The 23,532-nt window shown below is 48.0% G+C and carries 23 protein-coding genes; 13 read left to right on the top strand and 10 right to left on the bottom strand.

Annotated elements, in window-relative coordinates; genetic code table 11:
- The 7 genes from AB3Y96_RS21195 to panM all read right to left on the bottom strand — a co-directional run bounded on the left by AB3Y96_RS21195 (position 1) and on the right by panM (position 9,268).
- Positions 1 to 930 (bottom strand): hypothetical protein, encoded by a 930-nt coding sequence (locus AB3Y96_RS21195; protein WP_367300149.1) that lies wholly within the window; start codon positions 928 to 930, stop codon positions 1 to 3.
- Position 931: 1 nt separating this feature from the next.
- On the bottom strand, positions 932 to 1,861 hold the full coding sequence (locus AB3Y96_RS21190; protein ID WP_367300148.1) for a hypothetical protein: 930 nt from the start codon (positions 1,859 to 1,861) through the stop codon (positions 932 to 934).
- Between the two features lies 1 nt (position 1,862).
- On the bottom strand, positions 1,863 to 4,796 hold the full coding sequence (locus AB3Y96_RS21185) for a toxin VasX (RefSeq protein ID WP_367300147.1): 2,934 nt from the start codon (positions 4,794 to 4,796) through the stop codon (positions 1,863 to 1,865).
- 59 nt (positions 4,797 to 4,855) lie between these two features.
- Positions 4,856 to 6,181 (bottom strand): DUF4123 domain-containing protein, encoded by a 1,326-nt coding sequence (locus AB3Y96_RS21180; protein WP_367300146.1) that lies wholly within the window; start codon positions 6,179 to 6,181, stop codon positions 4,856 to 4,858.
- A 22-nt stretch (positions 6,182 to 6,203) separates the two neighbouring features.
- Positions 6,204 to 6,485 (bottom strand): PAAR domain-containing protein, encoded by a 282-nt coding sequence (locus tag AB3Y96_RS21175; RefSeq protein ID WP_367300145.1) that lies wholly within the window; start codon positions 6,483 to 6,485, stop codon positions 6,204 to 6,206.
- Positions 6,485 to 8,509, bottom strand: a complete 2,025-nt coding sequence (gene tssI, locus AB3Y96_RS21170; RefSeq protein ID WP_367300144.1) for a type VI secretion system tip protein TssI/VgrG — start codon at positions 8,507 to 8,509, stop codon at positions 6,485 to 6,487. The genes AB3Y96_RS21175 and tssI overlap by 1 nt, the downstream gene beginning before the upstream one ends.
- 345 nt (positions 8,510 to 8,854) lie before the next feature.
- Entirely contained in the window at positions 8,855 to 9,268 is a 414-nt protein-coding gene (gene panM / locus AB3Y96_RS21165; protein WP_072309378.1) for an aspartate 1-decarboxylase autocleavage activator PanM, read from the bottom strand.
- 417 nt (positions 9,269 to 9,685) lie between these two features.
- Between panM and AB3Y96_RS21160 the strand changes: the two genes are divergently transcribed.
- The 5 genes from AB3Y96_RS21160 (at position 9,686) to livF (ending at position 14,760) form a co-directional block, all read left to right on the top strand.
- Positions 9,686 to 10,798, top strand: a complete 1,113-nt coding sequence (locus AB3Y96_RS21160; RefSeq protein ID WP_072309379.1) for a branched-chain amino acid ABC transporter substrate-binding protein — start codon at positions 9,686 to 9,688, stop codon at positions 10,796 to 10,798.
- A 296-nt stretch (positions 10,799 to 11,094) separates the two neighbouring features.
- Positions 11,095 to 12,021: a high-affinity branched-chain amino acid ABC transporter permease LivH gene (gene livH / locus AB3Y96_RS21155; RefSeq protein WP_040046462.1), complete on the top strand. Its 927-nt coding sequence runs from the start codon at positions 11,095 to 11,097 to the stop codon at positions 12,019 to 12,021.
- Positions 12,018 to 13,289 carry a high-affinity branched-chain amino acid ABC transporter permease LivM gene (locus AB3Y96_RS21150; RefSeq protein WP_367300143.1) on the top strand — a complete coding sequence of 424 codons (1,272 nt, stop codon included), beginning with the start codon at positions 12,018 to 12,020 and terminating at the stop codon, positions 13,287 to 13,289. Before livH ends, AB3Y96_RS21150 begins: the two co-directional genes overlap by 4 nt.
- Positions 13,286 to 14,056: a high-affinity branched-chain amino acid ABC transporter ATP-binding protein LivG gene (gene livG / locus AB3Y96_RS21145; RefSeq protein ID WP_072309381.1), complete on the top strand. Its 771-nt coding sequence runs from the start codon at positions 13,286 to 13,288 to the stop codon at positions 14,054 to 14,056. The genes AB3Y96_RS21150 and livG overlap by 4 nt, the downstream gene beginning before the upstream one ends.
- A gap of 2 nt (positions 14,057 to 14,058) precedes the next feature.
- The gene (gene livF / locus AB3Y96_RS21140) at positions 14,059 to 14,760 is read left to right on the top strand and encodes a high-affinity branched-chain amino acid ABC transporter ATP-binding protein LivF (RefSeq protein ID WP_040046465.1); all 702 of its coding nucleotides are present in this window, start codon (positions 14,059 to 14,061) and stop codon (positions 14,758 to 14,760) included.
- A gap of 148 nt (positions 14,761 to 14,908) precedes the next feature.
- Here livF and AB3Y96_RS21135 read toward each other — a convergent pair whose 3' ends face one another.
- Positions 14,909 to 15,085, bottom strand: a complete 177-nt coding sequence (locus AB3Y96_RS21135) for a type II toxin-antitoxin system RelE/ParE family toxin (protein ID WP_348771008.1) — start codon at positions 15,083 to 15,085, stop codon at positions 14,909 to 14,911.
- Positions 15,085 to 15,276, bottom strand: a complete 192-nt coding sequence (locus AB3Y96_RS21130) for a stability determinant (RefSeq protein WP_072309382.1) — start codon at positions 15,274 to 15,276, stop codon at positions 15,085 to 15,087. The genes AB3Y96_RS21135 and AB3Y96_RS21130 overlap by 1 nt, the downstream gene beginning before the upstream one ends.
- A 271-nt stretch (positions 15,277 to 15,547) precedes the next feature.
- Between AB3Y96_RS21130 and ugpB the strand changes: the two genes are divergently transcribed.
- The 5 genes from ugpB (at position 15,548) to ugpQ (ending at position 20,561) form a co-directional block, all read left to right on the top strand.
- Positions 15,548 to 16,870, top strand: a complete 1,323-nt coding sequence (gene ugpB / locus AB3Y96_RS21125) for a sn-glycerol-3-phosphate ABC transporter substrate-binding protein UgpB (RefSeq protein ID WP_367300142.1) — start codon at positions 15,548 to 15,550, stop codon at positions 16,868 to 16,870.
- Between the two features lie 88 nt (positions 16,871 to 16,958).
- Complete coding sequence (gene ugpA, locus AB3Y96_RS21120) at positions 16,959 to 17,846, top strand: sn-glycerol-3-phosphate ABC transporter permease UgpA (RefSeq protein WP_367300141.1); 888 nt, start codon at positions 16,959 to 16,961, stop codon at positions 17,844 to 17,846.
- Positions 17,843 to 18,688, top strand: a complete 846-nt coding sequence (gene ugpE, locus AB3Y96_RS21115) for a sn-glycerol-3-phosphate ABC transporter permease UgpE (RefSeq protein ID WP_072309385.1) — start codon at positions 17,843 to 17,845, stop codon at positions 18,686 to 18,688. The genes ugpA and ugpE overlap by 4 nt, the downstream gene beginning before the upstream one ends.
- Before the next feature lie 4 nt (positions 18,689 to 18,692).
- Complete coding sequence (locus AB3Y96_RS21110; RefSeq protein WP_367300140.1) at positions 18,693 to 19,769, top strand: sn-glycerol-3-phosphate import ATP-binding protein UgpC; 1,077 nt, start codon at positions 18,693 to 18,695, stop codon at positions 19,767 to 19,769.
- A gap of 33 nt (positions 19,770 to 19,802) precedes the next feature.
- On the top strand, positions 19,803 to 20,561 hold the full coding sequence (gene ugpQ, locus AB3Y96_RS21105; RefSeq protein WP_072309387.1) for a glycerophosphodiester phosphodiesterase: 759 nt from the start codon (positions 19,803 to 19,805) through the stop codon (positions 20,559 to 20,561).
- Positions 20,562 to 20,694: 133 nt separating this feature from the next.
- On the opposite strand, the gene AB3Y96_RS21100 is transcribed toward ugpQ, so the two are convergent.
- The gene (locus tag AB3Y96_RS21100; RefSeq protein ID WP_072309388.1) at positions 20,695 to 21,126 is read right to left on the bottom strand and encodes a hypothetical protein; all 432 of its coding nucleotides are present in this window, start codon (positions 21,124 to 21,126) and stop codon (positions 20,695 to 20,697) included.
- A 273-nt stretch (positions 21,127 to 21,399) separates the two neighbouring features.
- Here AB3Y96_RS21100 and glpE point away from each other — a divergent pair, with 273 nt between their 5' ends.
- From glpE to AB3Y96_RS21085, 3 genes are read left to right on the top strand one after another with little or no spacing between them, the layout of a single operon-like run.
- Positions 21,400 to 21,729 carry a thiosulfate sulfurtransferase GlpE gene (gene glpE / locus AB3Y96_RS21095; protein ID WP_072309389.1) on the top strand — a complete coding sequence of 110 codons (330 nt, stop codon included), beginning with the start codon at positions 21,400 to 21,402 and terminating at the stop codon, positions 21,727 to 21,729.
- Between the two features lie 47 nt (positions 21,730 to 21,776).
- Positions 21,777 to 22,613 (top strand): rhomboid family intramembrane serine protease GlpG, encoded by an 837-nt coding sequence (gene glpG / locus AB3Y96_RS21090; RefSeq protein WP_072309390.1) that lies wholly within the window; start codon positions 21,777 to 21,779, stop codon positions 22,611 to 22,613.
- A gap of 46 nt (positions 22,614 to 22,659) precedes the next feature.
- Positions 22,660 to 23,418 (top strand): DeoR/GlpR family transcriptional regulator, encoded by a 759-nt coding sequence (locus AB3Y96_RS21085; RefSeq protein WP_025799366.1) that lies wholly within the window; start codon positions 22,660 to 22,662, stop codon positions 23,416 to 23,418.
- Positions 23,419 to 23,532: the final 114 nt, after the last annotated feature.

Below are 23,532 nucleotides of genomic sequence, written 5' to 3'. Positions count from 1 at the left end.
TCACTTCCCTTTGATATGAGTGAGCGTATTTAACTCGCGTGGCGAATCGAGTTTATCCAGCACGGCAAGGATCTCAGTAACCTGTTGATCAAAGTCACCCGGCTTTTTATCTTTACGTAAATAGTAGGGCATGCTGCGTTCGTATTCGGTAGAAGCAACTGCGGATAGTCCCCAAACCATATATTTGGTGATAAACGCTAAGAGATCTTTACGGCCTTGGCTGGAGCTCATGATAAAGGTTGGGTTGGTCGGCAATACAAAGGCGGTTTTGATAATATGCTTATCTTTATCTAACCCATATAAAATTAGAGATACCGCCTGATGGGTTTCAACCACGCCAACCTGTGAATAGCGTGCAACGAAAGCTTTGCCGTTTATCCAGGTGATAAAAAGCTGTTTATCACGTATTAAAGTCAGCGGCGCTTTTTGCTTACTAAGAAAGGCGGCGTAGAAACAAAGGGGGATGCAGATAGCATGGAATATTACCATAATAATATCACTGACTAAGTACTCTTCACCGTACGCATATTCATTATATCTGTAATAAAGATATTCTTTTAAGCTAAGTTTGTTATCAGGTCCTATAAACCCTTTTAATTCACTTAAATACTCTTTATTACCGATACTGCCTACTAAGTCGATAATATGTATCTCGCATTTGTTCCAGTTTGTTGTAAATTCACTTTTGAAATGAACAGCACTAACTATTAGGCCTAAAAACCAAGGGGTGAATATAATCCACCGAAGCATTTGCAGACCACTTCTAAACTTGCAAATACGATTGTTAATATATTGCAGAGACATTATGCTACATAGGCTATCTTTATCCTTAGTTTTGCTCGGTGATGATAGCAGCAGCGACTGCTCCTCAGCCAAGAGTGATGATTCAAGATTTTTAGTTAAGTGAAACCATTTAGGACTGTGGTACATATCATTTCCCTTTGATATGAGTGAGCGTATTTAACTCGCGTGGCGAATCGAGTTTATCCAGCACGGCAAGGATCTCAGCAACCTGTTGATCAAAGTCACCCGGCTTCTTATCTTTACGTAAATAATAGGGCATGCTGCGTTCGTATTCGGTAGAGGCAACTGAGGATAGTCCCCAAACCATATATTTGGTGATAAACGCTAAGAGATCTTTACGGCCTTGGCTGGAGCTCATGATAAAGGTTGGGTTTGTCGGCAATACAAACGCGGTTTTGATAATATGCTTATCTTTATCTAATCCATATAAAATTAGAGATACCGCCTGATGGGTTTCCACTACGCCAACCTGTGAATAACGCGCAACGAAAGCTTTACCGTTTATCCAGGTGATAAAAATCTGCCTATCACGTATTAATATTAGTGGTGCTTTTTGCTTACTAAGAAAGGCGGCGTAGAAACAAAGGGGGATGCAGATAGCATGGAATATTACCATAAGAATATCACTAACCAAGTACTCTTCACCATAGGCATATTCATTATATCTATAATAAAGATATTCTTTTAAGCTAAGTTTATTATCAGCACCAATAAAACCTTTTAGTTTATTAAGATATTCTATGTGTTCTATTTTATTAATACCATCAACTATATCATACTCACACTTATCCCAATTTAAATTAAATTCACTAGTGAAATTGGTTGCGCTAACTAATAGCCCTAAAAACCAAGGGGTAAATATAATCCACCGAAGCATTTGCAAACCACTTCTAAACTTGCAAATACGGTGATTAATATACTGCAAAGACATCATGCTACATAGGCTATCTTTATCCTTAGTTTTGCTCGGTGATGATAACAGCTGCGACTGCTCATCAACCAAGAGCGATGATTCAAGATTTTTAGTTAAGTGAAACCATTTAGGGCTGTGGTACATATTATTTTACCTTTTCGTCAATCATGCCAATGTTATATTCACTGCTAACCTTGCCCTTGCTATTTAAAATTCGCATTGGCACAATTAACTCTGGAGATGGTGAGTAGTACCACTCAAGTTGAGAGTAATAAACAGACCCAGCTTTCATCGGTATTGAGATAGTTGTAACGCCGTCTTTAGTCTCGATACTTGTATTTTTAGATTTTCTTATTTCGTCGAAAATTTTGTTAAGCTTTTCATCTGGATGTCTGTTGTATTGATAAACGCCCGGGGATGGGGTATTGGTATAGAAACAATAGATAACATCGGAAATGCCTGCTTCATAATTTGGAAGAGTGAATTTATATTCTATTTTTTCATCATAACCAATTTTAAACCATTTAGAATTTCCTATTATTTCTAAATTTGGCATTGAAAATAAATTTATGAACTCATAAGATTCAATAAGTAAGAACTTATTTGTCTCATCTTTCATTTTTTCTTCTTTTGTTTTCTCCAATTGACTCTGAATCGAACCACGCACTCTACCCCAAAAACCATACTGTTTCCCCGCTCCCCAAAAACAATTATATAAAACATTCTCTAACGCAGAGCGCGATGTAAATATGACCCCAAGAGTTCCACCAATAAGAAGTGTGAATGCCGAGATGGTTAACCAAACTGGAGCCGTTATACCCATTAGTGCAGCAACGGCAATTCCGCCAAAAATAGTAAAAGCGAGCGTGAGTACGCCTTCACTCACGGCTGCTCCGGTATTCCCCTGCTGATAAGCATCGTAGGTATCCATCGCGGCAACGGCGGCGTTAAGGAAATTCACCGCAGCTAAAGCGCCGGTAACCGCTATTTTTATCGCACCTTCTTCCAGTGCCTGAGATATAGCACCTAAATTGGGGGCTAATTGCCGAGCCACGGCGATGGGGATTTTCTGTATGACGCGCGAGCTTAGCTGCGTAACGTTTTTAGAGATGGTGAACACATCTACGGTTAACGAAATGATCGCCGCAGCGGCTTTTATTTGGGTATAGGCGACGTTGCCACGGGTTAGCGGGTCGGCTTTCTCATAGTCTGAGGTTTGTTCCGCAAGGCAACTTAATGTTGCAAAATTACCAACGGCGGAAAGGCCAGAGAAGCCGGTATCAAAGAGCAGAAACAGTGCGCGAGGCGCGGTTTCGGTGTGGCCGATAGCATTCTCAAAGCTAAATTTATTCCCCTGAGGGGCAACCACACCTACCTGCGGCAATCGTAAACGAATAGCGTCGTTGGCATCGGGGAGCGCGTGCTCCCAGTCAAATAATTTATTGGCGACGGGCATTCTGTTGTGGGCCATTTTGCTATATATATCGCTATCAGCTGCTGCTCCTTTTGCGAAGTTGGCGTGATTTTGTTTGATTCGCTCTACGAGCTGATTGAGTTGCTCGCGGGTGAATATGGCTTCTTCCTGTAGGATTTCGATCCCCATAATATGCAGCAGCATAGGCATATTCTTTTTGAGTTGCTGGATGGCGGCTTTGCTTAATGATGAGGTTGTTCGCGCTAGCCAAGTATCGCCATACATTGCTGAACCCAAAATAGGGGCTAGCCCTTGGAAAAGCCGGTCAACTGCTTTTAGGCTTTTCTCCGCCCAGCTGATTTGTTCCTGTGGCTGAGTGAGAACCGGCACCAGCGTGTTCCAAATCACGCCCCATACGTTATGTTCATCGCTAAATGAACGTTGGCTGTCAGCAGCGTCGGAGATCACTTTTTCCAGCGCAGTTTTACCCGGCTCGGAGTCCGTTACACCAATAAAGATCTCGCTCGCGATATTGATGAGCTTATTGAATTCATCCTGCTGTGTTTCGGGGCTTGGTGTTGGGGTGAAAAAATATCTGAAATAAGAATCTAGGCCTCCCACACAGTTGGTCACCAGTGGACTCATCATGAATTGTTCATACAGCTTGGCGAACATTCTTTGGCGTTCTAGATAGGCGTCCTGTTCCTGCTTTATTTCGAGCCAATAATGATTCCAGTTGTCCTGGTTTATTCCGTTTTTTACCGCTTTTTGAATATCTTCGTTGTCGCTATTTTTTAATTGCTCCACAAATCCACCGATCGTTAGCGGATAGTGGTTTTCGGCCAGAAACTGTTGCTGCCACTGAATCAAAATACGATGTGCTTGCACAATTTCTTTTTGCCGTCCGACAGGGTCAAACAGCACTACAATGCGCGCTTTTTCTCCGTAGCAAAGTTTGTTACGAATTTCTTTTCCAATACCATCGGCATCCATCCAATAAGATTCTTGGGTGGTAAGAATATCAATACCAATATCGCCTAAGTCATCGGGATGGTTTTTGTCCGGCAGGGTTAATACGCGCTGCTGCTTGTGCCGATAATCTTCAATGAGTCTGGAGAAATTTGCCTGTGTGGCTTCAAGAGCGTAAAGACTTTTATCTTCATCTAAATTAATACGCTGCATCGATTTCTCTCGCAGCGATTTATCTCCATTGATGGCGTTAATGATGTCGGCATGCCATTCATGTTCGCTATAAACAATGCTGATGTTGGAGACTTTTTTAGACACAAAAGCAAAGTAATAGCCTTCACCGCGAGGGCCAGACTCGGGTATTAAGCCGCCGCTGGCATCATTGCCGTTCTTAAAAATAAATTTTCGGTAGCGTTCAACGCACTGGTTTTTACCATTGATGGTTTTTTCTTGCTGCTCATATTTAAAAATAGAGAAAGAGCCAAAATCCTCGTCTTTGATATATATCCAGCCGGGGCGCAGCAGGCGTACCACATAGCCCATCGCATCTCTGACGGTGGTTGTTGAAAGCAGAGTTTGAATATCCTGTGGCGGAAACGCGTATTGCAATGTTGATTCAAAAAAATTGGCATAGGCATAGCGAACCGGATAGATCGGCTTAATATCGCTATCACAAGGAGATTCATAGGCGCCCACTTCCGTTGAGCCTGAAGTACTATCGTCTGCGGCCTGCATGGCCTGATCCATTTTGTCCATTAAACAGCCTTAATTTCTGACAGGTGCCAAACAAGGCCAAACAGGTGTTTGGCTCTAATCTCTTGGCTAAGAGGGAAACGGCAAGTGTGGGCTTTAACCAACTCGCCCCACTTAATCTCTGGGAGATAGCTCATGCTGCGTGCGGCAACGTAGAGTAAAACGGGCTTTTCTAAAGAGAAGCCCCAGCGCAGCGCTTGGTTGATATGCTGGACGATAAAATAAGAGCGAAAACCTTCACTGATCTGTGATTTTTCGCCTATATGCTCTTCGATGAACCGATCTACTTTTTGGATAAATGCCTGATAGGTACTTTGAGAGAAATAGTTACACATACGCTGGGTTAATCGAAAACGGCTGCCTTTTATCGCTCTCACTTTATGGGTCACTGAGATGATATTGATAACGGTGCTTTGATTGGGCTGAAGATAAATAATGGCGAGCGCGTGGCGCATAAATGAGGCTAGGCCAGAATAATCCATCAGGCTGATAATCGCGGGCAAAGCTCTTGGGTCATAAAAGCGTAAATAACACCAGCGTTGGGTCTCTGGATTTTTCACATAGGTGAATTTGCGTAGGTGATGATAAACAACACCAAAGCTCTCTTTGCTTTGGATAATGATCCCTAGCGGTTGTTGAGTGAATAGCGTTATTAACCGCTGATGGAACCGAGTTTGTTTATCCGCATATGGCGTTATATCAACTAGATAAGGTGCGATGTTTTCCATCACGCTTTCAGACTCACCTTTAAATAGACAGCGCCAAGTAAGCCCGGAAGCGATGAGATCGGGCACAAGAAAGCGCCCATCTTGCTGATAAATTGCTGCATCAATAATGGCGTAGCAATGCAGGCTATATTGTTTACTGGCATCTTGTCGGACGATCATTTTTTGCAGGCTATGGGCGATGTTTGGCTTAACATTTAGATCGAGCAATGGCGTTTTTATCGCTTTAACTGCTATTGCGCTATTGAGAAGATCGTCATTCTGGCTAGGTAGCCGGTCGAAACAATAGCGGCGATCCATAAAGACAGGATGAGCGTCATTCAATGTTTGTGTCGCTAAAATGAACTCTTTTTCATAACGCTGGCTGCTTTCTAGATACGCATCGAACGGCATTATTTCGGTGTAATCGGCGTTATTCAGCCCTTGCTGAGTAAAATAGCGAAACAATATGCTGACTACATCCCGCCGTTCCTGAGCATAAATCAGGGTAGGTGCTCGGAGCTGAGCCTGTGTTGTGCCTTTCCTGGCTTGAGGATCGTCGAAAATAGATTCGGTGACCCAAAAGGCATCACCGTTAGTCATGACATCGAATATTTCGCTCATGTGCTGATTCCATTCTGCCGTGTTATTCAATGGTTCCGATCTGTTGGCTCGGCATCACAATATTGCTAAAGGGAGGGCAGCCGCAGGCGACATAATCCCCGGCAAGCACAATGTCGATATTATTGACCTTACCGAGGTGTGGCCCTGCAGCAACGAGAGTCCCGATCCCTTTTTTACAGGCATTGCAGGTAGCTTGCATGCCGACCAGCGCGACGGGTTTTCCCTTAATTTTCATGAGCGGAGAGCCCTGCAGCACTTTGCCGCCGGTGCTGGTTTTATCGCTTAAGCAGATAATAGGACGCATTATTTTCCCTCCTGCTCTTGGCGTGCTTTTTCACGACAATCTTCGGCGGTGGGCTGTCCTTCATTGGCAGCATCTGACAGCGATGAGAGCGAGCCGGGCATACCGGGCATAACGTTTAGCTCGCCTTTTATCGTGACGATCCCTGTTAGAGTGATGCCGCTGCTATTGATGGTAATCGTTCCCGCTTTGCCTTTAATCATGACCTGTTCGCTGGCTTGAAGCGTGTGCGTTTTGGTGTGGCTATGAATTCCGTCAACGGCGTTGGTGGTATATTGGCCCTTGATGTCACAAACTTTATCTTCCCCTACCTTTTGGATATGGGTGGCGTGAATTTTTTCTTCCCAGTTGTTATTAATCTTCGTAATAAGATCTTTTTCGATCGTTTCAAACTGATTCGCATCTATTTGGATATATCTATCTTTAACAATATGAAGAGACTCATCTTTGCCCACGTAATGGCTGCGATTATTCATTACGGTATGGCTTTCATCGTTCTCTATTTTTTGGGTTTTATCGTGTTTAATTTCAATTAATTGATCTCTTTGGGCATGAATATAAATTTCCTCTCGCCCAGCATCGTCTTCAAAACGCAGTTCGTTAAATCCTTCACCTTTGTGCGTTTTAGTTTTAAACGTTGTACGTGTCTTTTCTGCGGGAAGTTTTAGCGGTGTTCTATTAACGGCGTTATAGGTACAGCCGGTAATAATAGGACGATCGATATCGCCGTTCAGATACGAAACAATAACTTCTTGCCCTATGCGCGGAGTGGCTAAAAAGCCATATCCGCTACCGTTCCAGCCCTGTGCAACCCGCACCCAACATGAGGCCTTTTCATCAGGTTTATCATAGCGATTCCAGTGAAAATGCACTTTTACTGCGCCGTATTCATCGACATATATTTCTTCTCCGACGGGGCCGACAACTTCGGCTATTTCATCGCCGTCGGCGAGCGGTTTGTAATGATATGGGGCTCGCCATTCATCGCGGGCGGAAATAAACGTAATTTCATTAACTAGCGTTGTGCCTCCGCCGCTGTCTTCTTCTTCCAATGCTTCAGGCATCAAGCCATGGTGGGTTGCTGTTACCACCTGCCAACGATCGTTCATTTGTTCTACGGGATGTTCAATCAAGTCAAACATCCTGCCCGGCATCAATTTGATGCAGTTGGAGGTTGCGATCCCTTTCTTACTATCGGAGCTCAGTTGCTCAGCGCGATAGCGCACCATCGGGCTTGCCTCGGAGTCCAACTGGAAACGACCATAGCTGTCAAAAACAGAATGTGGAGAACCGGGTACGCCTTGTTGTTTACTGAGCACGCGGTGATTTAGCTGGCTGTTCGGATTAAGGTAATTACGGTCTTTATGAGTGGCTTCTCGGGGGCGCATATATGAGCCAAAGCGCAACTTGCTGATAATATCGCCTTGGATTGCAGATTGGGGATGCGGGTTATATGTCACCGTGGTGTCGACCAGCATGCCATACAGGCTATCGCTATAGCACATGCCTTTCTCGTCAAACCAATATACAAAACCCTCTTCGGCGGCGAGCCTGTCAAAAAAATGGGTTGAGGACTCTCGTTTTTGCGTCACATATTCACGCTGCAGATGGTTCTCTTTAATGAGCGTACAGTTGGCCTGAACATGGTTGTCGTGCAGAAGCTGTTCTAAAATGCGGGGGATAGTGAGCTGATGGTAAATTCGGCTGTCTTGATTGAGCGTCATGACCCAAGCCTCTGGCCGAATGGTTAGCGTGTAAAACGTACGCCTAAACCCAGAGTCTCCGCGCTCTATGCCAGCCACAAGGCCGCTGATGGTTCGCTGCTCATCGCCGTTTACTGTGACGGTTAAAGACGCTTCTTGCAGCAATTGAGCATCAAGATTGAAATCGTCTCGCTTGCTGACAACTTTAAGAGTGAGGGTAAAGAGCTGCGACAACCCCTCATTTAAGGTGAACTCTGCAACGTCAAATGTTTCGGAAGGGAGGTCGCCAATTTTGCAGGAAAAATATAAGCCTGTTTTTTTCATTTAAATATATCCTTATTTTTCATCCATGCGATAAATACATTTATTATTTATATTTGTTTTTACTATTTATTTAGAATAAATCGTTTTGACATCATGTCATTTTAATACGCAGGTTTTTATATTACTGTGGCTTAGTATTTCCGGTCATTAGCTTAAAGATAAAAATGTTTTATGCTTCACAATCATGAGTAATAATTAATGCATGTTTATATAATCGCGGTTTAGTGGTTAATTGTTTATAACGAGTGATATACAAAACCTGCCATGATTTCTCGATTCTCTTTAATTAATAAACAGATCATAACTTTCAATTAATATGAGCTAATGATCTGTTTACCCCACCCCCTAACTCTGCCAGCCCTGTTCGCCGTTGCTCAGTTCGCAGAAGTTAAACCCACACGCCTTCATGAAAGCATCCATCTCTGCACGGTTTTCACTAGGAACCTCGCTCACGGCTAACTGCCAAACGTTGATATCGGGCAACTGACGCAGAGTATCTTCCATCAGATATAAACCTACGCCGCGGCGGCGGGTTACTTCTCGCACACACAGGTCGTGTAGCGTGGCGAAACCTTTGGGTTTATCGAGAAATACCTTTACGGCGCCTAATAGTCGGTCATTGAAACGGGCGGCGAATAGGGCATTTCCCGCCTCGAGCCACGCTTGCCATGCCTCTGGCTGCTGCTCTGGCCACACTTTTCCCAAATCACGGATATCATCTGAATTTAATTCTACTAAGCGTTCAATGGTGAGTTTCATGTTTTATCTTCTGCCAAGAATAATTGCTAAGCATTGTAAATGATCTACATCCATTGACGGTGTAACTTTTGGTGTACAAAATCTGAGCGGATTATTTTTATCGATCTGCTATTTTCAGAGTAAAAAATTAGTAAATGAATTGTTTATCAGATGAACGTGCTTATCTCGCGGTAAATGTTGCCGCATTGCTCCGATTTTTGTGCTGTTTACACCGCTTGTTTCTAGTGTTCTTATTTGATTTACAGAAGAAAATCCCTGTTTAATGATATGAAAAATAAAGTGTTATTAGAAAATATTGCTGCGAAATCACATAATTCATTATTTCTTATGCATAAAAGCATTTCATGTTAATAATATGTTGCGTGATAACGCTTCAAAGCAAATACAACAAACATAACGACAGGCGGGGATGAGCGGATGAGTATTAACAAGGGTAAAGTTTTTCTGGCGGGTTGTATGGCGTTAGCCATGAGCAGCAGCGTGATGGCAAAGGACATTAAAATTGCCATCGTGGGCGCGATGTCTGGCCCAGTGGCGCAATATGGCGATATGGAGTTTACCGGTGCTAAGCAGGCGATTGCGGATATCAACGCGAAAGGCGGCGTGAATGGCGACAAACTGGTCGGCGTGGAATACGACGATGCCTGCGATCCTAAACAAGCGGTAGCGGTGGCAAACAAGGTGATTAACGATGGCATTCGCTATGTTATTGGTCATCTGTGTTCTTCTTCAACCCAGCCCGCATCGGATATTTACGAAGATGAAGGCGTGTTGATGATCACCCCAGCGGCGACCAACGCCGATCTCACCACGCGCGGCTATAAGCTGATTATGCGTACCACCGGGTTGGACTCCGATCAAGGGCCAACGGCGGCCAACTATATTCTCAATACGATTAAACCGCAGCGCATCGCCGTAGTGCATGACAAACAGCAATATGGTGAAGGCTTGGCACGCTCGGTTAAAGATGCGTTGGAAAAAGCCAATGTGAAGCCCGTGCTGTTTGAAGGTGTGACGGCAGGTGACAAAGATTTCTCCACGCTAGTGGCCAAACTGAAGAAAGAGAACGTCGATTTTGTTTACTTCGGCGGCTATTACCCAGAGATGGGGCAGATTTTGCGTCAGGCTAAGCAAGCTGGCCTGAAAGCTAAGTTTATGGGACCAGAGGGCGTGGGTAACTCTTCTTTATCTAACATCGCGGGAGATGCTTCCGAAGGCATGTTGGTCACGCTGCCACAGCGCTACGATCAGGTTCCGGCTAACAAAGCCATCGTAGACTCGCTGAAAGCCAAAAAACTGGACCCAACTGGCCCGTTTGTGTGGACCACCTATGCCGCGCTGCAATCGCTGACCACCGGCATGGAGCGCAGCAAAAGCGAAGAGCCTGCTGACATCATCAAAAACCTCAAAGCTCAACCGGTTGATACCGTGATGGGGCCATTGAGCTGGGATGACAAAGGCGACCTGAAAGGCTTTGAGTTCGGTATCTTCGAATGGCACGCCGATGGTTCTTCAACCGCGGTGAAGTAAGTTCTGATCGATAGTGTTTTTATGTATTGGTAGGACGAGCCAGCACAACAAGGACGTTGTGCTGGAGTTTGGGGCGCCCTGGATGGGCGATACCAAACCGAAGCGAAAATTCCATCTCGGAAAAAGTGCGGGAGTGCAGAGACCACGCACTGGCGGTCTCTGCCCGTACGCCTACACGCATGTTGCATAAAAATGCGGAATTAATGGGCGGACGGAATCTTACACATATGCTTTAGATAAGCATGATACCGTGCTGGACATCATCACTAAGCCCTTGTGTGGTATGAGGATAGGGTATGTCAGAACAGTTCCTTTATTTCATTCAGCAGATGTTCAACGGCGTAACGCTGGGGAGCACCTATGCGCTGATCGCCATTGGTTACACCATGGTTTACGGCATTATCGGCATGATCAACTTCGCGCACGGCGAGGTTTATATGATCGGCAGCTATGTCTCCTTTATTGTGATTGCGGCGCTGATGATGCTCGGTATCGATGCCAGCTGGTTATTGATTGGGGCTGCATTCATTGTGGCGATCGTCATCACCAGCGCCTATGGCTGGAGCATTGAGCGCGTGGCTTATAAGCCCGTTCGCTCGTCAAAACGCCTTATTGCGCTGATCTCCGCGATTGGGATGTCCATCTTTTTACAAAACTATGTCAGCCTTACACAGGGTTCACGCGATCTGGCGCTGCCGCGCTTGGTGACCGGCCAATGGACGCTGGGAGAAAGTAACGGCTTTGCCGCCAGTATTTCCACCATGCAAATCATTATCTGGGTGGTGACGTTCCTCGCTATGCTGGCGCTGACGTTATTCATCCGTTATTCCCGCATGGGGCGCGCCTGCCGTGCCTGCGCCGAAGACCTTAAAATGGCGAGCCTGCTGGGTATCAGCACCGATCGCGTTATCTCTCTGACCTTTGTGATTGGCGCCGCTATGGCGGCTGTGGCTGGCGTATTGCTGGGGCAATTTTACGGCGTTATTAACCCATATATTGGGTTTATGGCGGGCATGAAAGCCTTTACCGCAGCGGTATTGGGAGGCATTGGCAGTATTCCTGGCGCGATGATTGGCGGCCTGATCCTCGGCGTGGCAGAAGCGCTAACCTCTGCGTATCTGAGTACGGAATATAAAGACGTAGTGTCTTTTGCCTTGCTGATTGTGGTGCTGCTGGTGATGCCTACCGGCATCTTGGGGCGCCCGGAGGTTGAGAAAGTATGAAACAGCTCAATCTGGTTAATGCGATTATTTCGACCATCACGATGTTTATCCTCGCGTCGTTTATTATGGGTGTTCAGCTTGGCCTAGATGGCACCCATTTGGTGGTGAATCTGGCGGATTCTGTACGCTGGGAATGGATTGGCGCGGGCTGTGTGGTGGTCTTTTTCTTCCAATTGATGCGCCCGATGATCCAGCAGGGTTTCAAGAAAGTCGCTGGCCCTTCTTTAGTGCTGCCAAGCTTGGATGGTTCTACGCCAAAGCAGAAATTGGTATTAGCGCTGATCCTCATCGCGGCGGTAGTTTGGCCGTTCGTGGTATCACGCGGCACGGTGGATATTGCCACCCTGACGCTTATCTACGTCATGCTGGGGCTGGGTCTGAATGTGGTGGTCGGGCTGTCTGGCTTGTTAGTGTTGGGGTACGGTGGGTTTTATGCCATCGGCGCTTATACCTACGCGCTGCTCAATCACTATTATGGCATTGGATTTTGGGAAAGCCTGCCGATTGCAGGGATTGTGGCCGCGGCTTTTGGCCTGCTGCTAGGATTTCCTGTGCTGCGGCTGCGCGGCGACTATTTGGCGATTGTTACGTTAGGCTTCGGTGAAATTGTACGTATTTTGCTGCTTAACAACACGGAGATTACCGGGGGCCCAAACGGTATCAGCCAGATCCCAAAACCGACCTTCTTCGGGCTGGAATTTAACCGCAGCGTGCGCGACGGTGGCTGGGGATCATTCCATGAATTCTTTGGTCTGAAATATGACCCAAGCGATCGCATTATTTTCTTATATCTCGTGGCGTTGTTGCTGGTGGTGATAACGCTGTTTGTCATCAACCGACTGCTAAGAATGCCGCTTGGGCGAGCATGGGAAGCGCTGCGCGAAGACGAAATTGCCTGTCGCTCATTAGGCCTGAGCCCAACGCGGATTAAGCTAACGGCGTTTACCATCAGCGCGGCGTTTGCCGGTTTTGCGGGAACCTTATTTGCGGCACGGCAGGGGTTTGTCAGCCCTGAATCATTCACCTTCGTCGAATCAGCCTTTGTACTGGCGATTGTGGTATTGGGCGGGATGGGATCGCAGTTTGCGGTGATTCTGGCTGCGGTGATCTTGGTGGTGTCTCGCGAACTGATGCGTGATTTAAATGAATACAGCATGTTGTTGCTCGGTGCGCTGATGGTGTTGATGATGATTTGGCGGCCGCAAGGATTACTGCCAATGAAACGCCCACAGCTGAAATTCGCCCCACGCAAAGGAGGCCAAGCATGAGCGCAAAACCTTTGCTGTTAGTGAATAATTTATGCATGCGCTTCGGCGGATTGTTGGCGGTGAATAACGTTGCGCTGATGCTTAATGAGGGTGAAATTGTCTCTCTCATTGGGCCGAACGGGGCAGGGAAAACCACGGTATTTAACTGCTTAACCGGTTTTTATCGCCCGAGCAGCGGATCGATTAAACTGCGCGACCGTGAGCTTGCGGGGCTGGCTGGGCAGCAAATTGCACGAATGGGCGTGGTACGCACGTTCCAGCATGTCCGTCTGTTCAAAGAGATGACGGTGGTAGAAAACCTGCTGGTTGCACAGCATCAGCACCTGAAAAGCGGGGTGTTTGCTGGCCTGCTAAAAACGCCAACGTTTCGCCGCGCTGAAGCCGATGCGTTAGAGCGCGCGGCTGTATGGTTAGATCGCGTGGGATTGCTGGAGTTTGCTAACCGTCAGGCGGGCAATTTAGCCTATGGTCAACAGCGCCGGTTAGAGATAGCCCGCTGTATGGTGACGCGTCCTGAGCTGTTGATGCTGGATGAACCGGCGGCAGGGCTTAACCCAAAAGAGACCGATGAGCTTAACGAGCTGATCGCCGATTTACGCAATCATCATCAGGTCTCTGTGCTGTTGATTGAGCATGATATGAAACTGGTGATGGATATTTCAGACCGAATTTACGTGGTGAATCAGGGAACCCCGCTGGCACAAGGCTCACCCGAAGAGGTGCGCAATAATCCTGATGTGATTCGTGCTTATTTGGGAGAGGCGTAACTATGCTGACTTTAGATAATGTCTCAGCCCATTATGGGAAAATTCAGGCGCTGCACAACGTCAGCATTCAGATCCAGAAAGGTGAAATCGTTACGCTCATCGGCGCAAACGGTGCAGGAAAAACGACGCTGTTGGGTACGTTATGCGGTGAGCCGCGAGCGACCTCGGGGCGTATCAATTTTCTTGGGCAAGACATCACCGACTGGCAGACGGCCCGTATTATGCGCGAGGCAATAGCGATTGTGCCGGAAGGTCGTCGGGTATTCTCGCGTATGACGGTTGAAGAGAACTTGGCGATGGGCGGATTCTTTGCCGACCGACACCAGTATCAAGAGCGCATTGCGCGCGTTTATGATCTATTCCCCCGTTTGCATGAACGCCGGATACAGCGCGCAGGTACCATGTCCGGCGGTGAACAACAGATGCTGGCAATAGGGCGAGCGTTGATGAGTCAGCCTAAGCTGTTGCTGCTCGATGAGCCGTCGCTGGGCCTTGCGCCTATCATCATTCTGCAAATTTTCGATACCATTCAGCAGCTGCGCGAAGAGGGTATGACCATATTTCTGGTCGAACAAAATGCCAATCAGGCGCTCAAACTGGCCGATCGCGGCTATGTGCTGGAAAACGGCCACGTGGTGCTGGAAGACAGCGGTTCAGCACTGTTAGCAAACAGCGCCGTACGTAGTGCGTATTTGGGCGGGTAGAGCGCTGGGATCTCGATATGAACATAGCAGCATGGACGCTGCGTAAAGCTTAAGGATATTCTTGTCGAGAATGAAGAACAGATAATACTTCAATGCTGTCGATGGTTATCTGATAAACCACAATATAGTTGGGATGTGCAACGATTTCTCAGGTTCCTAATACCCGACCAGATCGAAACAAATAGGGATGTTCGGCAGCAGGTAATATCGCGTCATCAATTCGTTGCATTAAAGCTTCGGCAGCAAAAGGATTTTGCTCGGCAACGAAAGCTATCAGGGTATATAAATCGTGTATGGCATCGTCAGTCCATTTGACGGTTAGCATTAGGCTAATTTCCTTTTAGCTTTGGCTTCAGCAATGATTTTACGTGCGCCTGCCATGACTTCATCATGAGGTAATCTGGCACGATTATTATCCATTGATGCTTCTACTTTCGCTTTAAACCAATGCTCGTAGCTATCTGCTTGTTCCTGAGTTTCAAACTCTGAAACGATAGGGGAGAGTTTTTTCTGCATGATGTTAACTCCAAAACTGCTGACCTTTTAGCCAGTATAGCGTTCTCCACTATTCAAACCAAGTTATACCCCCCATACTTGAAGCAGCTTCGACGCTACTCCAATTATTTTGGGTATAGAACGCGCGTTTCACCGTCATCCCTCCGTCATATTTCCTTCACCTATCGGTTATTTTTCTGTCATACGCGCATGTCATGGTACATCCCGAAAATCAGACGTTCTTTATCACTCAACATTTACGGTGATAACACTCATTCGACGGGGATTTAGCATGATGAATAAGACAATAAAACGCAGCATCTGTAGCTTGGCGGTCACGTTTTGCCTCAGCGCTCCGGCGTTGGCGGTCACTGAAATTCCCTTCTGGCATTCGATGGAGGCGGAGCTCGGTACTGAGGTCGATAGCCTTGCTCAGCGTTTTAACCAATCTCAAAATGAATACAAAGTGGTGCCAGTTTACAAGGGCGACTATGAGCAAAGCCTAGCGGCGGGGATCGCCGCTTTCCGTGCGGGTAAAGCGCCGGCAATCTTACAGGTTTATGAAGTCGGCACGGCCACCATGATGCAGGCTAAACAGGCGGTTAAGCCGGTCTATCAGGTCTTCAAAGATGCGGGTATTCCGTTCGACGAGTCCCAGTTTGTTCCAACCGTAGCCGGTTACTACGCTGATAATGCCAGCGGGCAGCTTCTTTCTCAGCCGTTCAACAGTTCAACGCCGGTTCTCTACTACAACAAAGACGCGTTTAAAAAAGCCGGGTTAAATCCGGATGAGCCGCCAAAAACGTGGCAGGCGCTGGCAGCCGATGCGGCGAAGCTACGCGCGAGCGGCATGAGCTGCGGATATGCGTCTGGCTGGCAGGGCTGGGTACAGTTAGAAAACTTCAGCGCGTGGAATGGTGTTCCTTTTGCCACTGAAAACAACGGATTTGGTGGCCCATCGGCACGCTTGGAATTTAATAAGCCGTTGCAGGTGAAGCATATTCAGTTGCTGTCAGACATGCTCAAAAAAGGCGATTTCAGCTACTTTGGCCGTAAAGATGAGCCAACGGCTAAATTCTATAACGGTGATTGCGCCATGATGACCGGTTCTTCCGGGTCGCTGGCCAACATTAAACAGTATGCCAAATTTAACTACGGCGTGGCCTTTATGCCCTACGACGCCGATGCAAAAGGTGCTCCGCAAAATGCCATTATCGGCGGTGCTAGCCTGTGGGTGATGAACGGCAAGAAGCCTGAGACTTACAAAGGCGTAGCGGAGTTCTTCCAATTCTTAGCCAAGCCAGAGATTGCCGCCGAATGGCATCAAAAAACCGGCTATCTGCCGATCACGACGGCGGCCTATGAGCTGACCAAACAGCAGGGCTTCTACGATAAAAATCCGGGCGCAGATGTTGCCACGCGACAAATGCTGAACAAGCCGCCGTTGGCGTTCACCAAGGGCGTACGTTTAGGCAATATGCCGCAAATTCGTACCGTGGTTGATGAAGAGCTTGAGGGCGTTTGGACCGGTAAGAAAACGCCACAGCAGGCGCTGGATGAAGCGGTATTACGCGGCAACCAGCTGTTAGAGCGCTTTGAAAAATCGGCGAAGTAGTTGAAGTAGTTTTGTTCTACCTTGCCAATCGCCTTAGAGATGGGGCGATTGGCTGGTGTCTGTATCTGGTAGCAAATTTTGAGGTGTTATGAGTTCCCTAACTCCCACGTTTAAATGCAGCTGGTTGCCCTATGCGCTGATGGCTCCACAGCTTTTAATCACCGCGATTTTCTTCCTGTGGCCTGCGAGTGAAGCGCTGTGGTATTCGGTGCAAAGTCTCGATCCTTTCGGCCTTTCCAGTGAGTTTGTCGGTTGGCAAAACTTTGTTTCGCTTTGGCATGACCCCTACTATTTGGCCGCGTTTCGCACCACGCTATGGTTTAGTGGTCTGGTCACTTTTTTTGGATTAGTGCTGTCGCTATTTTTTGCCGCGCTGGTGAATCATGTGTTGCGCGGTCGCCGTATTTATCAAACCTTGTTTATCTTGCCTTACGCTGTTGCGCCCACTATCGCCGCCGTGCTGTGGATGTTTTTGTTTAATCCGGGGCTGGGGCTGGTATCACATTTTCTTGGTGCGATGGGCTATAACTGGAACCATGCGCAAAATAGCGGTCAGGCCATGTTTTTGGTGGTGCTGGCCTCGGTGTGGAAACAGGTAAGTTATAACTTCTTGTTTTTCCTTGCTGCATTACAGTCGGTGCCTAAGTCTTTGCTCGAAGCTGCCGCTATCGATGGTGCGGGGCCGATTCGCCGTTTCTTCCACATTGTAGTGCCCTTGATTTCTCCGGTGAGTTTCTTCTTGCTGGTGGTTAATCTGGTTTACGCCTTCTTCGACACCTTTCCGGTTATTGATGCCGCGACCGGCGGTGGGCCAGGGCAATCCACAACGACGCTGATTTATAAAATCTACCGTGAAGGATTTGCGGGGCTCGATCTTTCCAGTTCAGCGGCGCAGTCGGTGGTTCTGATGCTGATGGTCATTGCGTTAACCCTGATCCAATTCCGCTACGTTGAGCGTAAGGTACGTTACCAATGATTGAGAACCGCAAAGGCTTAGATGTGTTTTGTCACATTATGCTGGTGTTGGGCGTGATGGTGATTTTATTCCCGCTGTATGTGGCGTTTGTTGCCGCAACGCTCGATAAGCAACAGGTGTTTGATGTGCCAATGACGCTGCTCCCCGGCTCACGGCTGTGGCATAACGTTTCGCAGGTTTGGCATCAGGGGGTAGGCAGCGCCGGAGCACCATTTGGTATTCAGTTGATGAATAGCTTTATTATGGCGCTCGTGATTACGGTGGGGAAAATTACGGTCTCAATGCTTTCCGCATTTGCGATTGTCTATTTCCGTTTCCCATTGCGTAACCTGTTTTTCTGGTTGATATTCATCACGTTAATGTTGCCGGTCGAGGTGAGGATTTTTCCCACGGTTGAAGTGATGGCAAACCTAAATCTGATGGATAGCTACACGGGATTAACGCTGCCGCTGATGGCTTCGGCAACCGCAACGTTTTTATTCCGACAGTTTTTTATGACGCTGCCGCATGAGCTGCTAGAGGCTGCGCGTATCGATGGTGCTGGGCCGATGCGTTTTTTCCGCGATGTGCTGTTCCCTCTTTCTAAAACGAATTTAGCGGCGCTGTTTGTCATTACGTTTATCTATGGGTGGAATCAATATCTTTGGCCGCTGCTGATAACCAGCGATCCCTCAATGGGAACGGCGGTCGCCGGCATTAAAAGCGCCATCTCGAGTGGAGAGAGCGCAACGCAGTGGCAACTTGTGATGGCCGCATTGCTGATGACGCTATTACCTCCGCTGTTGGTGGTATTGGGTATGCAGCGCTGGTTCGTCCGTGGTCTGGTTGATAGCGAGAAATAACTGAATGGCACGTTTAAAATTACAGACCGTTAGCAAAAGCTATGACGGCAAGAATGCGATAATCAAAGGTATCGATTTGGATGTTGCCGACGGCGAGTTCATCGTGATGGTGGGTCCGTCTGGCTGTGGGAAATCGACGCTGTTGCGGATGGTCGCCGGACTTGAAGAAACGACCGGTGGTGATATCTATATCGATGACGACCGCGTGACCCATAAGGAACCTAAAGATCGCGGCGTGGCGATGGTGTTCCAAAACTATGCGCTTTATCCGCACATGAGCGTATTCGATAATATGGCCTACGGCCTGAAAATTCGCGGCTTGGGCAAAGAACTCATTCGCACCAAGGTAGAAGAAGTGGCGGCCATTCTCGAGCTCGAGCCGCTATTAAACCGCAAGCCAAGCGAGTTGTCCGGCGGGCAACGCCAGCGAGTCGCGATGGGGCGGGCAATCGTGCGTGAGCCGGCGGTATTCCTGTTTGATGAGCCGTTATCCAATCTTGATGCAAAACTGCGCGTTCAGATGCGCCTTGAGCTGCAACAGTTGCACCGCCGCTTAAAAACGACCAGCCTGTATGTGACGCATGATCAGGTTGAGGCCATGACGCTCGCTCAGCGCGTGATCGTGCTTAATAAGGGCGTCGCTGAGCAGATAGGAACGCCGACCGAGATTTATCATCGCCCAGCCAGTCGTTTTGTCGCAGGTTTTATGGGATCGCCGGCGATGAACCTGCTTGATGGTCAGATTAGTGCAGACGGACAGACTTTCGAGGTTAACAATGGCCCGCAGCTGCGCTTAGAGCAACCATTGAGCAAGCTGGCAGGGCAAACGCTGACGCTGGGTATTCGCCCTGAACATCTGCGTCGTGCGGCTGAAGCAGAAGCCGGAAACCCGTTTACGGTAATGACGCTGGAACTGCTGGGCGCCGACAATCTAGCGCACGGGCAGTGGGGCAAACACGGCGTTATCCTGCGTTTGCCGCATCAAATTCTGCCTGAGTCAGGAAGTGAGCTGCGATTGATTTTGCCACAGGAAAACCTGCATTTCTTCGATATAACAACCGGTTTGCGCATCGAGCCGTGAACCAGAAGTGAAGCCTTTATGGCGGAGTAAAAGATGACAACATATTGGCCCTATCCAAAAATCGTCGCCCACCGCGGTGGCGGCAAATTAGCACCAGAGAACACCTTAGCGGCCATTGATATTGGCGCAGAGTATGGGCATAAAATGATTGAGTTTGATGCCAAGCTCAGCGCCGATGGGCAAATTTTTTTGCTGCACGACGATAATCTGGAACGCACCACTAACGGTTGGGGCGTCGCCGGTGATTTGCCTTGGGAAAAACTGGTGAGTTTGGATGCCGGAGGTTGGTTTGGGCGCGCGTTTCGCGACGAACCTTTGCCGCTGCTCTCGCAGGTTGCCGATCGCTGTCGTGAATTTGGCCTAGCGGCGAATATTGAGATTAAACCCACGACTGGCGTTGAACGTGAAACAGGGCGCGTGGTTGCGCTGGCTGCAAAAACGCTGTGGGCAACGCACCCGGTTCCGCCTTTGCTCTCCTCTTTTTCGGTTGAGTCATTGGCCGCGGCGCAAGAGGCGGTTCCTGAACTACCACGTGGTTTGCTGCTTGAAACATGGGATGAAGAGTGGCTGGCGTTAACCACGCGCTTAGGCTGCGTTTCATTGCATATCGATCACAATGAGCTGACTGCGGAACGCGTTGCGGATATCAAAGCTGCGGGATTGCGCATTCTGGTGTACACGGTGAATAACCCGAAACGCGCTCGGTTGCTGCTGGATTGGGGCGTTGACTGCATCTGTACCGATAAAATTGATGTGATTGGTGCTGATTTCGCAGACCGTGAATCCGTTTAAATTGGGGAGCTGACCCACCCCAGCCCTCCCCTTCGCAGGGGAGGGAGCCGTTCGGCGATGTTTGTAAGAATCTCGATCTGCTCCTCCCCCTGCAAAGGGGGAGGTTGCGAGGGGGGTATTCGAGCTATGCGGCCTACTGCCCACCGTTATTTTTTCTATTCTGATCCACGGTGTTTTGCTGGTTCAGCATTCTTTGATTATTCACTTTTTTCTGCTGATCCATCTGATTAAGTTGCAGCTGCTGTTGGCGCTGCTGGCGATTCTGGTTGTTGAGCATGCGCTGCTGATTGTTATTCTGCCATTGCTGATCGGCATTCAGACGCATGTTTTCATTCAACTGATGTATTTGCTGCGCTTGGTTATCTCGCTGGATTTGAGTTTGCGTATTACGCAGCTGCTGTTGATTGAAGCTGTTGTTTTGGTTCTGAAAACCTTGTTGCTGTTGTTGGATCATTTGCTGTTGCTGCTGTATGACGGCCGACTGCGCATAGGCATTTACACTGCAAAAAAGTGACAATGGCGAAAGTAACAGGGCGGGAAGCACAACACGTATTAGGTTTTTCATAAGACCTCCTGTGATGCTATTCCCTTAAGTCTATGGCATTTCATCTTGCTTTGCGTGGCAGTTGAAGCGAAAAATGAGCGAATAAATGCCATGAATTTTCGTAATCGCTCGTTTTGTTCTTGCATTTCTGGCTAAAAACCGCAATCTCTTGAAGGTCTTTAGGTTGTTGTACTCTACGGTTTTAGCAACAATTCCATATGCTTAATGCGGTTTTTTGTAAGTAACATGTTCGTTACAATACGGGCAATTTGAATACAGTAATGGAATGGTGTTATGGAACAGTTTGTCGTTATTTCCGTTGAGCAGGCACAGCAAAAGTTACAACAACCAGAAACGGTGTTGGTTGATATTCGCGATCCGCAGAGCTATGCCGCTGGGCATGCCGCAGGCGCATTTCATCTAACCAATGAGACGCTGCAAAACTTTATGCAACACAATGAATTCGATACACCGGTGATGGTGATGTGCTATCACGGTAATAGCAGCCGTGGCGCAGCGCAGTATTTGCTGCACCAAGGATTTGAAGAGGTATACAGCATCGATGGCGGATTTGAAGCATGGAACCGTGCTTATCCGCAGCAGGTCGAGAGCTCATCCCTGTAGCGCCTATTAGGCATCATTATGGTGCCCATTTTAACAAGCAGGTATTCATGGTTCGTATTATTTCCCTGCCTAACCCAAGGCTGGCGCAGGCGTTTATTGATTATATGGCGACGCAGGGCGTTCGTTTAGAGTTGGAAGTGCACAATGATGAAGTTGTGCTTTGGCTCGCCGATGGCACCCAGCAGGCGAAGGTTGAACAGGAGCTCTCGCGCTTTCTTCAAGAACCTTTGCATCCACGCTATCAGGCGGCCAGCTGGCATGCGGGGTCAACGCACAGCGGCCTGAAATATAGCAGCTTTAGCTACCTGAAAAGCTTTACCCGACAGACCGGCCCCTTAACGGTTGGGATCACGGCTGTCTGCGTGGTGGTCTATTTGTTAATGCTGCTGTTGGGCGATGAGACAGTCATGAACTGGCTGGCGTGGCCTGCTGATTCAAGCCAATATTTTCAGGTTTGGCGCTGGGTTAGCCATGCGTTTCTGCATTTCTCAGCGGTGCATATCATCTTTAATCTCATGTGGTGGTGGTATCTTGGCGGGCAGGTTGAAAAACGCTTAGGCGCTGGCAAGCTGCTGCAAATTGCGTTGGTTGCGGCCTTTATGAGCGGCTGGGCGCAGTCATTGTTTAGTGGTTCTAATTTTGGTGGTCTGTCTGGCGTCGTGTATGCATTGATGGGCTATGTGTGGTGGTGTGGTGAACGTGCTCCGCAAATGGGCATCAATATGCCACGTGGTCTGATGGTTTTTTCAGTGCTGTGGCTGGTGGCAGGACATTTTGATTGGTTTGGAATGTCGGTCGCAAACGGTGCGCATATTGCAGGTTTAGTGATTGGATTGCTGATGGCGTTTTGGGATGCTCACCATCAGCGCAAGACATCAGCGTAAGAGCAACGTCTAACCGCCGGACATCCGGCAACTCAGGGGAATTGATGTGAAGCAAACACAGCGCCATGACGCGATAATCGATCTCGTTCGCCAGCAAGGATATGTGAGCACGGAAGAATTGGTCGAGCACTTTGCGGTGAGCCCGCAGACGATTCGCCGCGATCTGAATGACTTGGCGGAGCAAAACAAAATTCAGCGTCATCACGGTGGCGCAGCACTTCCGTCCAGCTCTGTGAATGCGGCTTATCACGATCGTAAGATCATGTGGTCGGCGGAAAAAGCGCGTATTGCGCAACACGTTGCTAGTCTGATCCCTGATGGCGCCACGCTGTTTATTGATATTGGCACCACGCCGGAAGCGGTCGCGCATGCATTGCTGAATCACCGTAATCTGCGTGTCGTCACCAATAACCTTAATGTTGCCACGTTGCTGATGGGCAAAGAAGATTTTCGGTTGATACTGGCGGGTGGCGAAGTGAGAACCCGTGACGGCGGCATCATGGGCGAAGCCACGCTAGATTTTATCTCTCAGTTCCGTTTGGACTACGGCATTCTCGGTATCAGCGGTATTGATATGGACGGTTCACTGCTGGAGTTTGATTACCATGAAGTACGCACCAAGCGCGCTATTATCGAAAACTCACGCTGCGTAATCTTAGTTACGGATCACTCCAAATTTGGCCGTAATGCGATGGTGAATCTGGGCAACATGGATCTCATTGATTACCTGTTCACCGATGAACAGCCACCGGCCAGTATTCAGAAAATCATCGAGCAGCACGAAGTTCAGCTCGAAATCTGCTAAGTCTTTTCCTCTCTATTTCTAAACGCACAGAGCCAGTTTGGTCTGTGCGTTTTGCTTTGCCTTTTCTCTTCGCTTTTTAATGTGCCTTAGATTCCAAAAGCGCCTGCAGCGCTG

It is taken from the genome of Hafnia alvei (assembly GCF_964063325.1).
Taxonomy (GTDB): Bacteria; Pseudomonadota; Gammaproteobacteria; order Enterobacterales; family Enterobacteriaceae; genus Hafnia; species Hafnia alvei_B.
The sequence above is the reverse complement of the archived record's forward strand: the minus strand, read 5'-3'. Positions and strand labels throughout refer to the sequence as shown.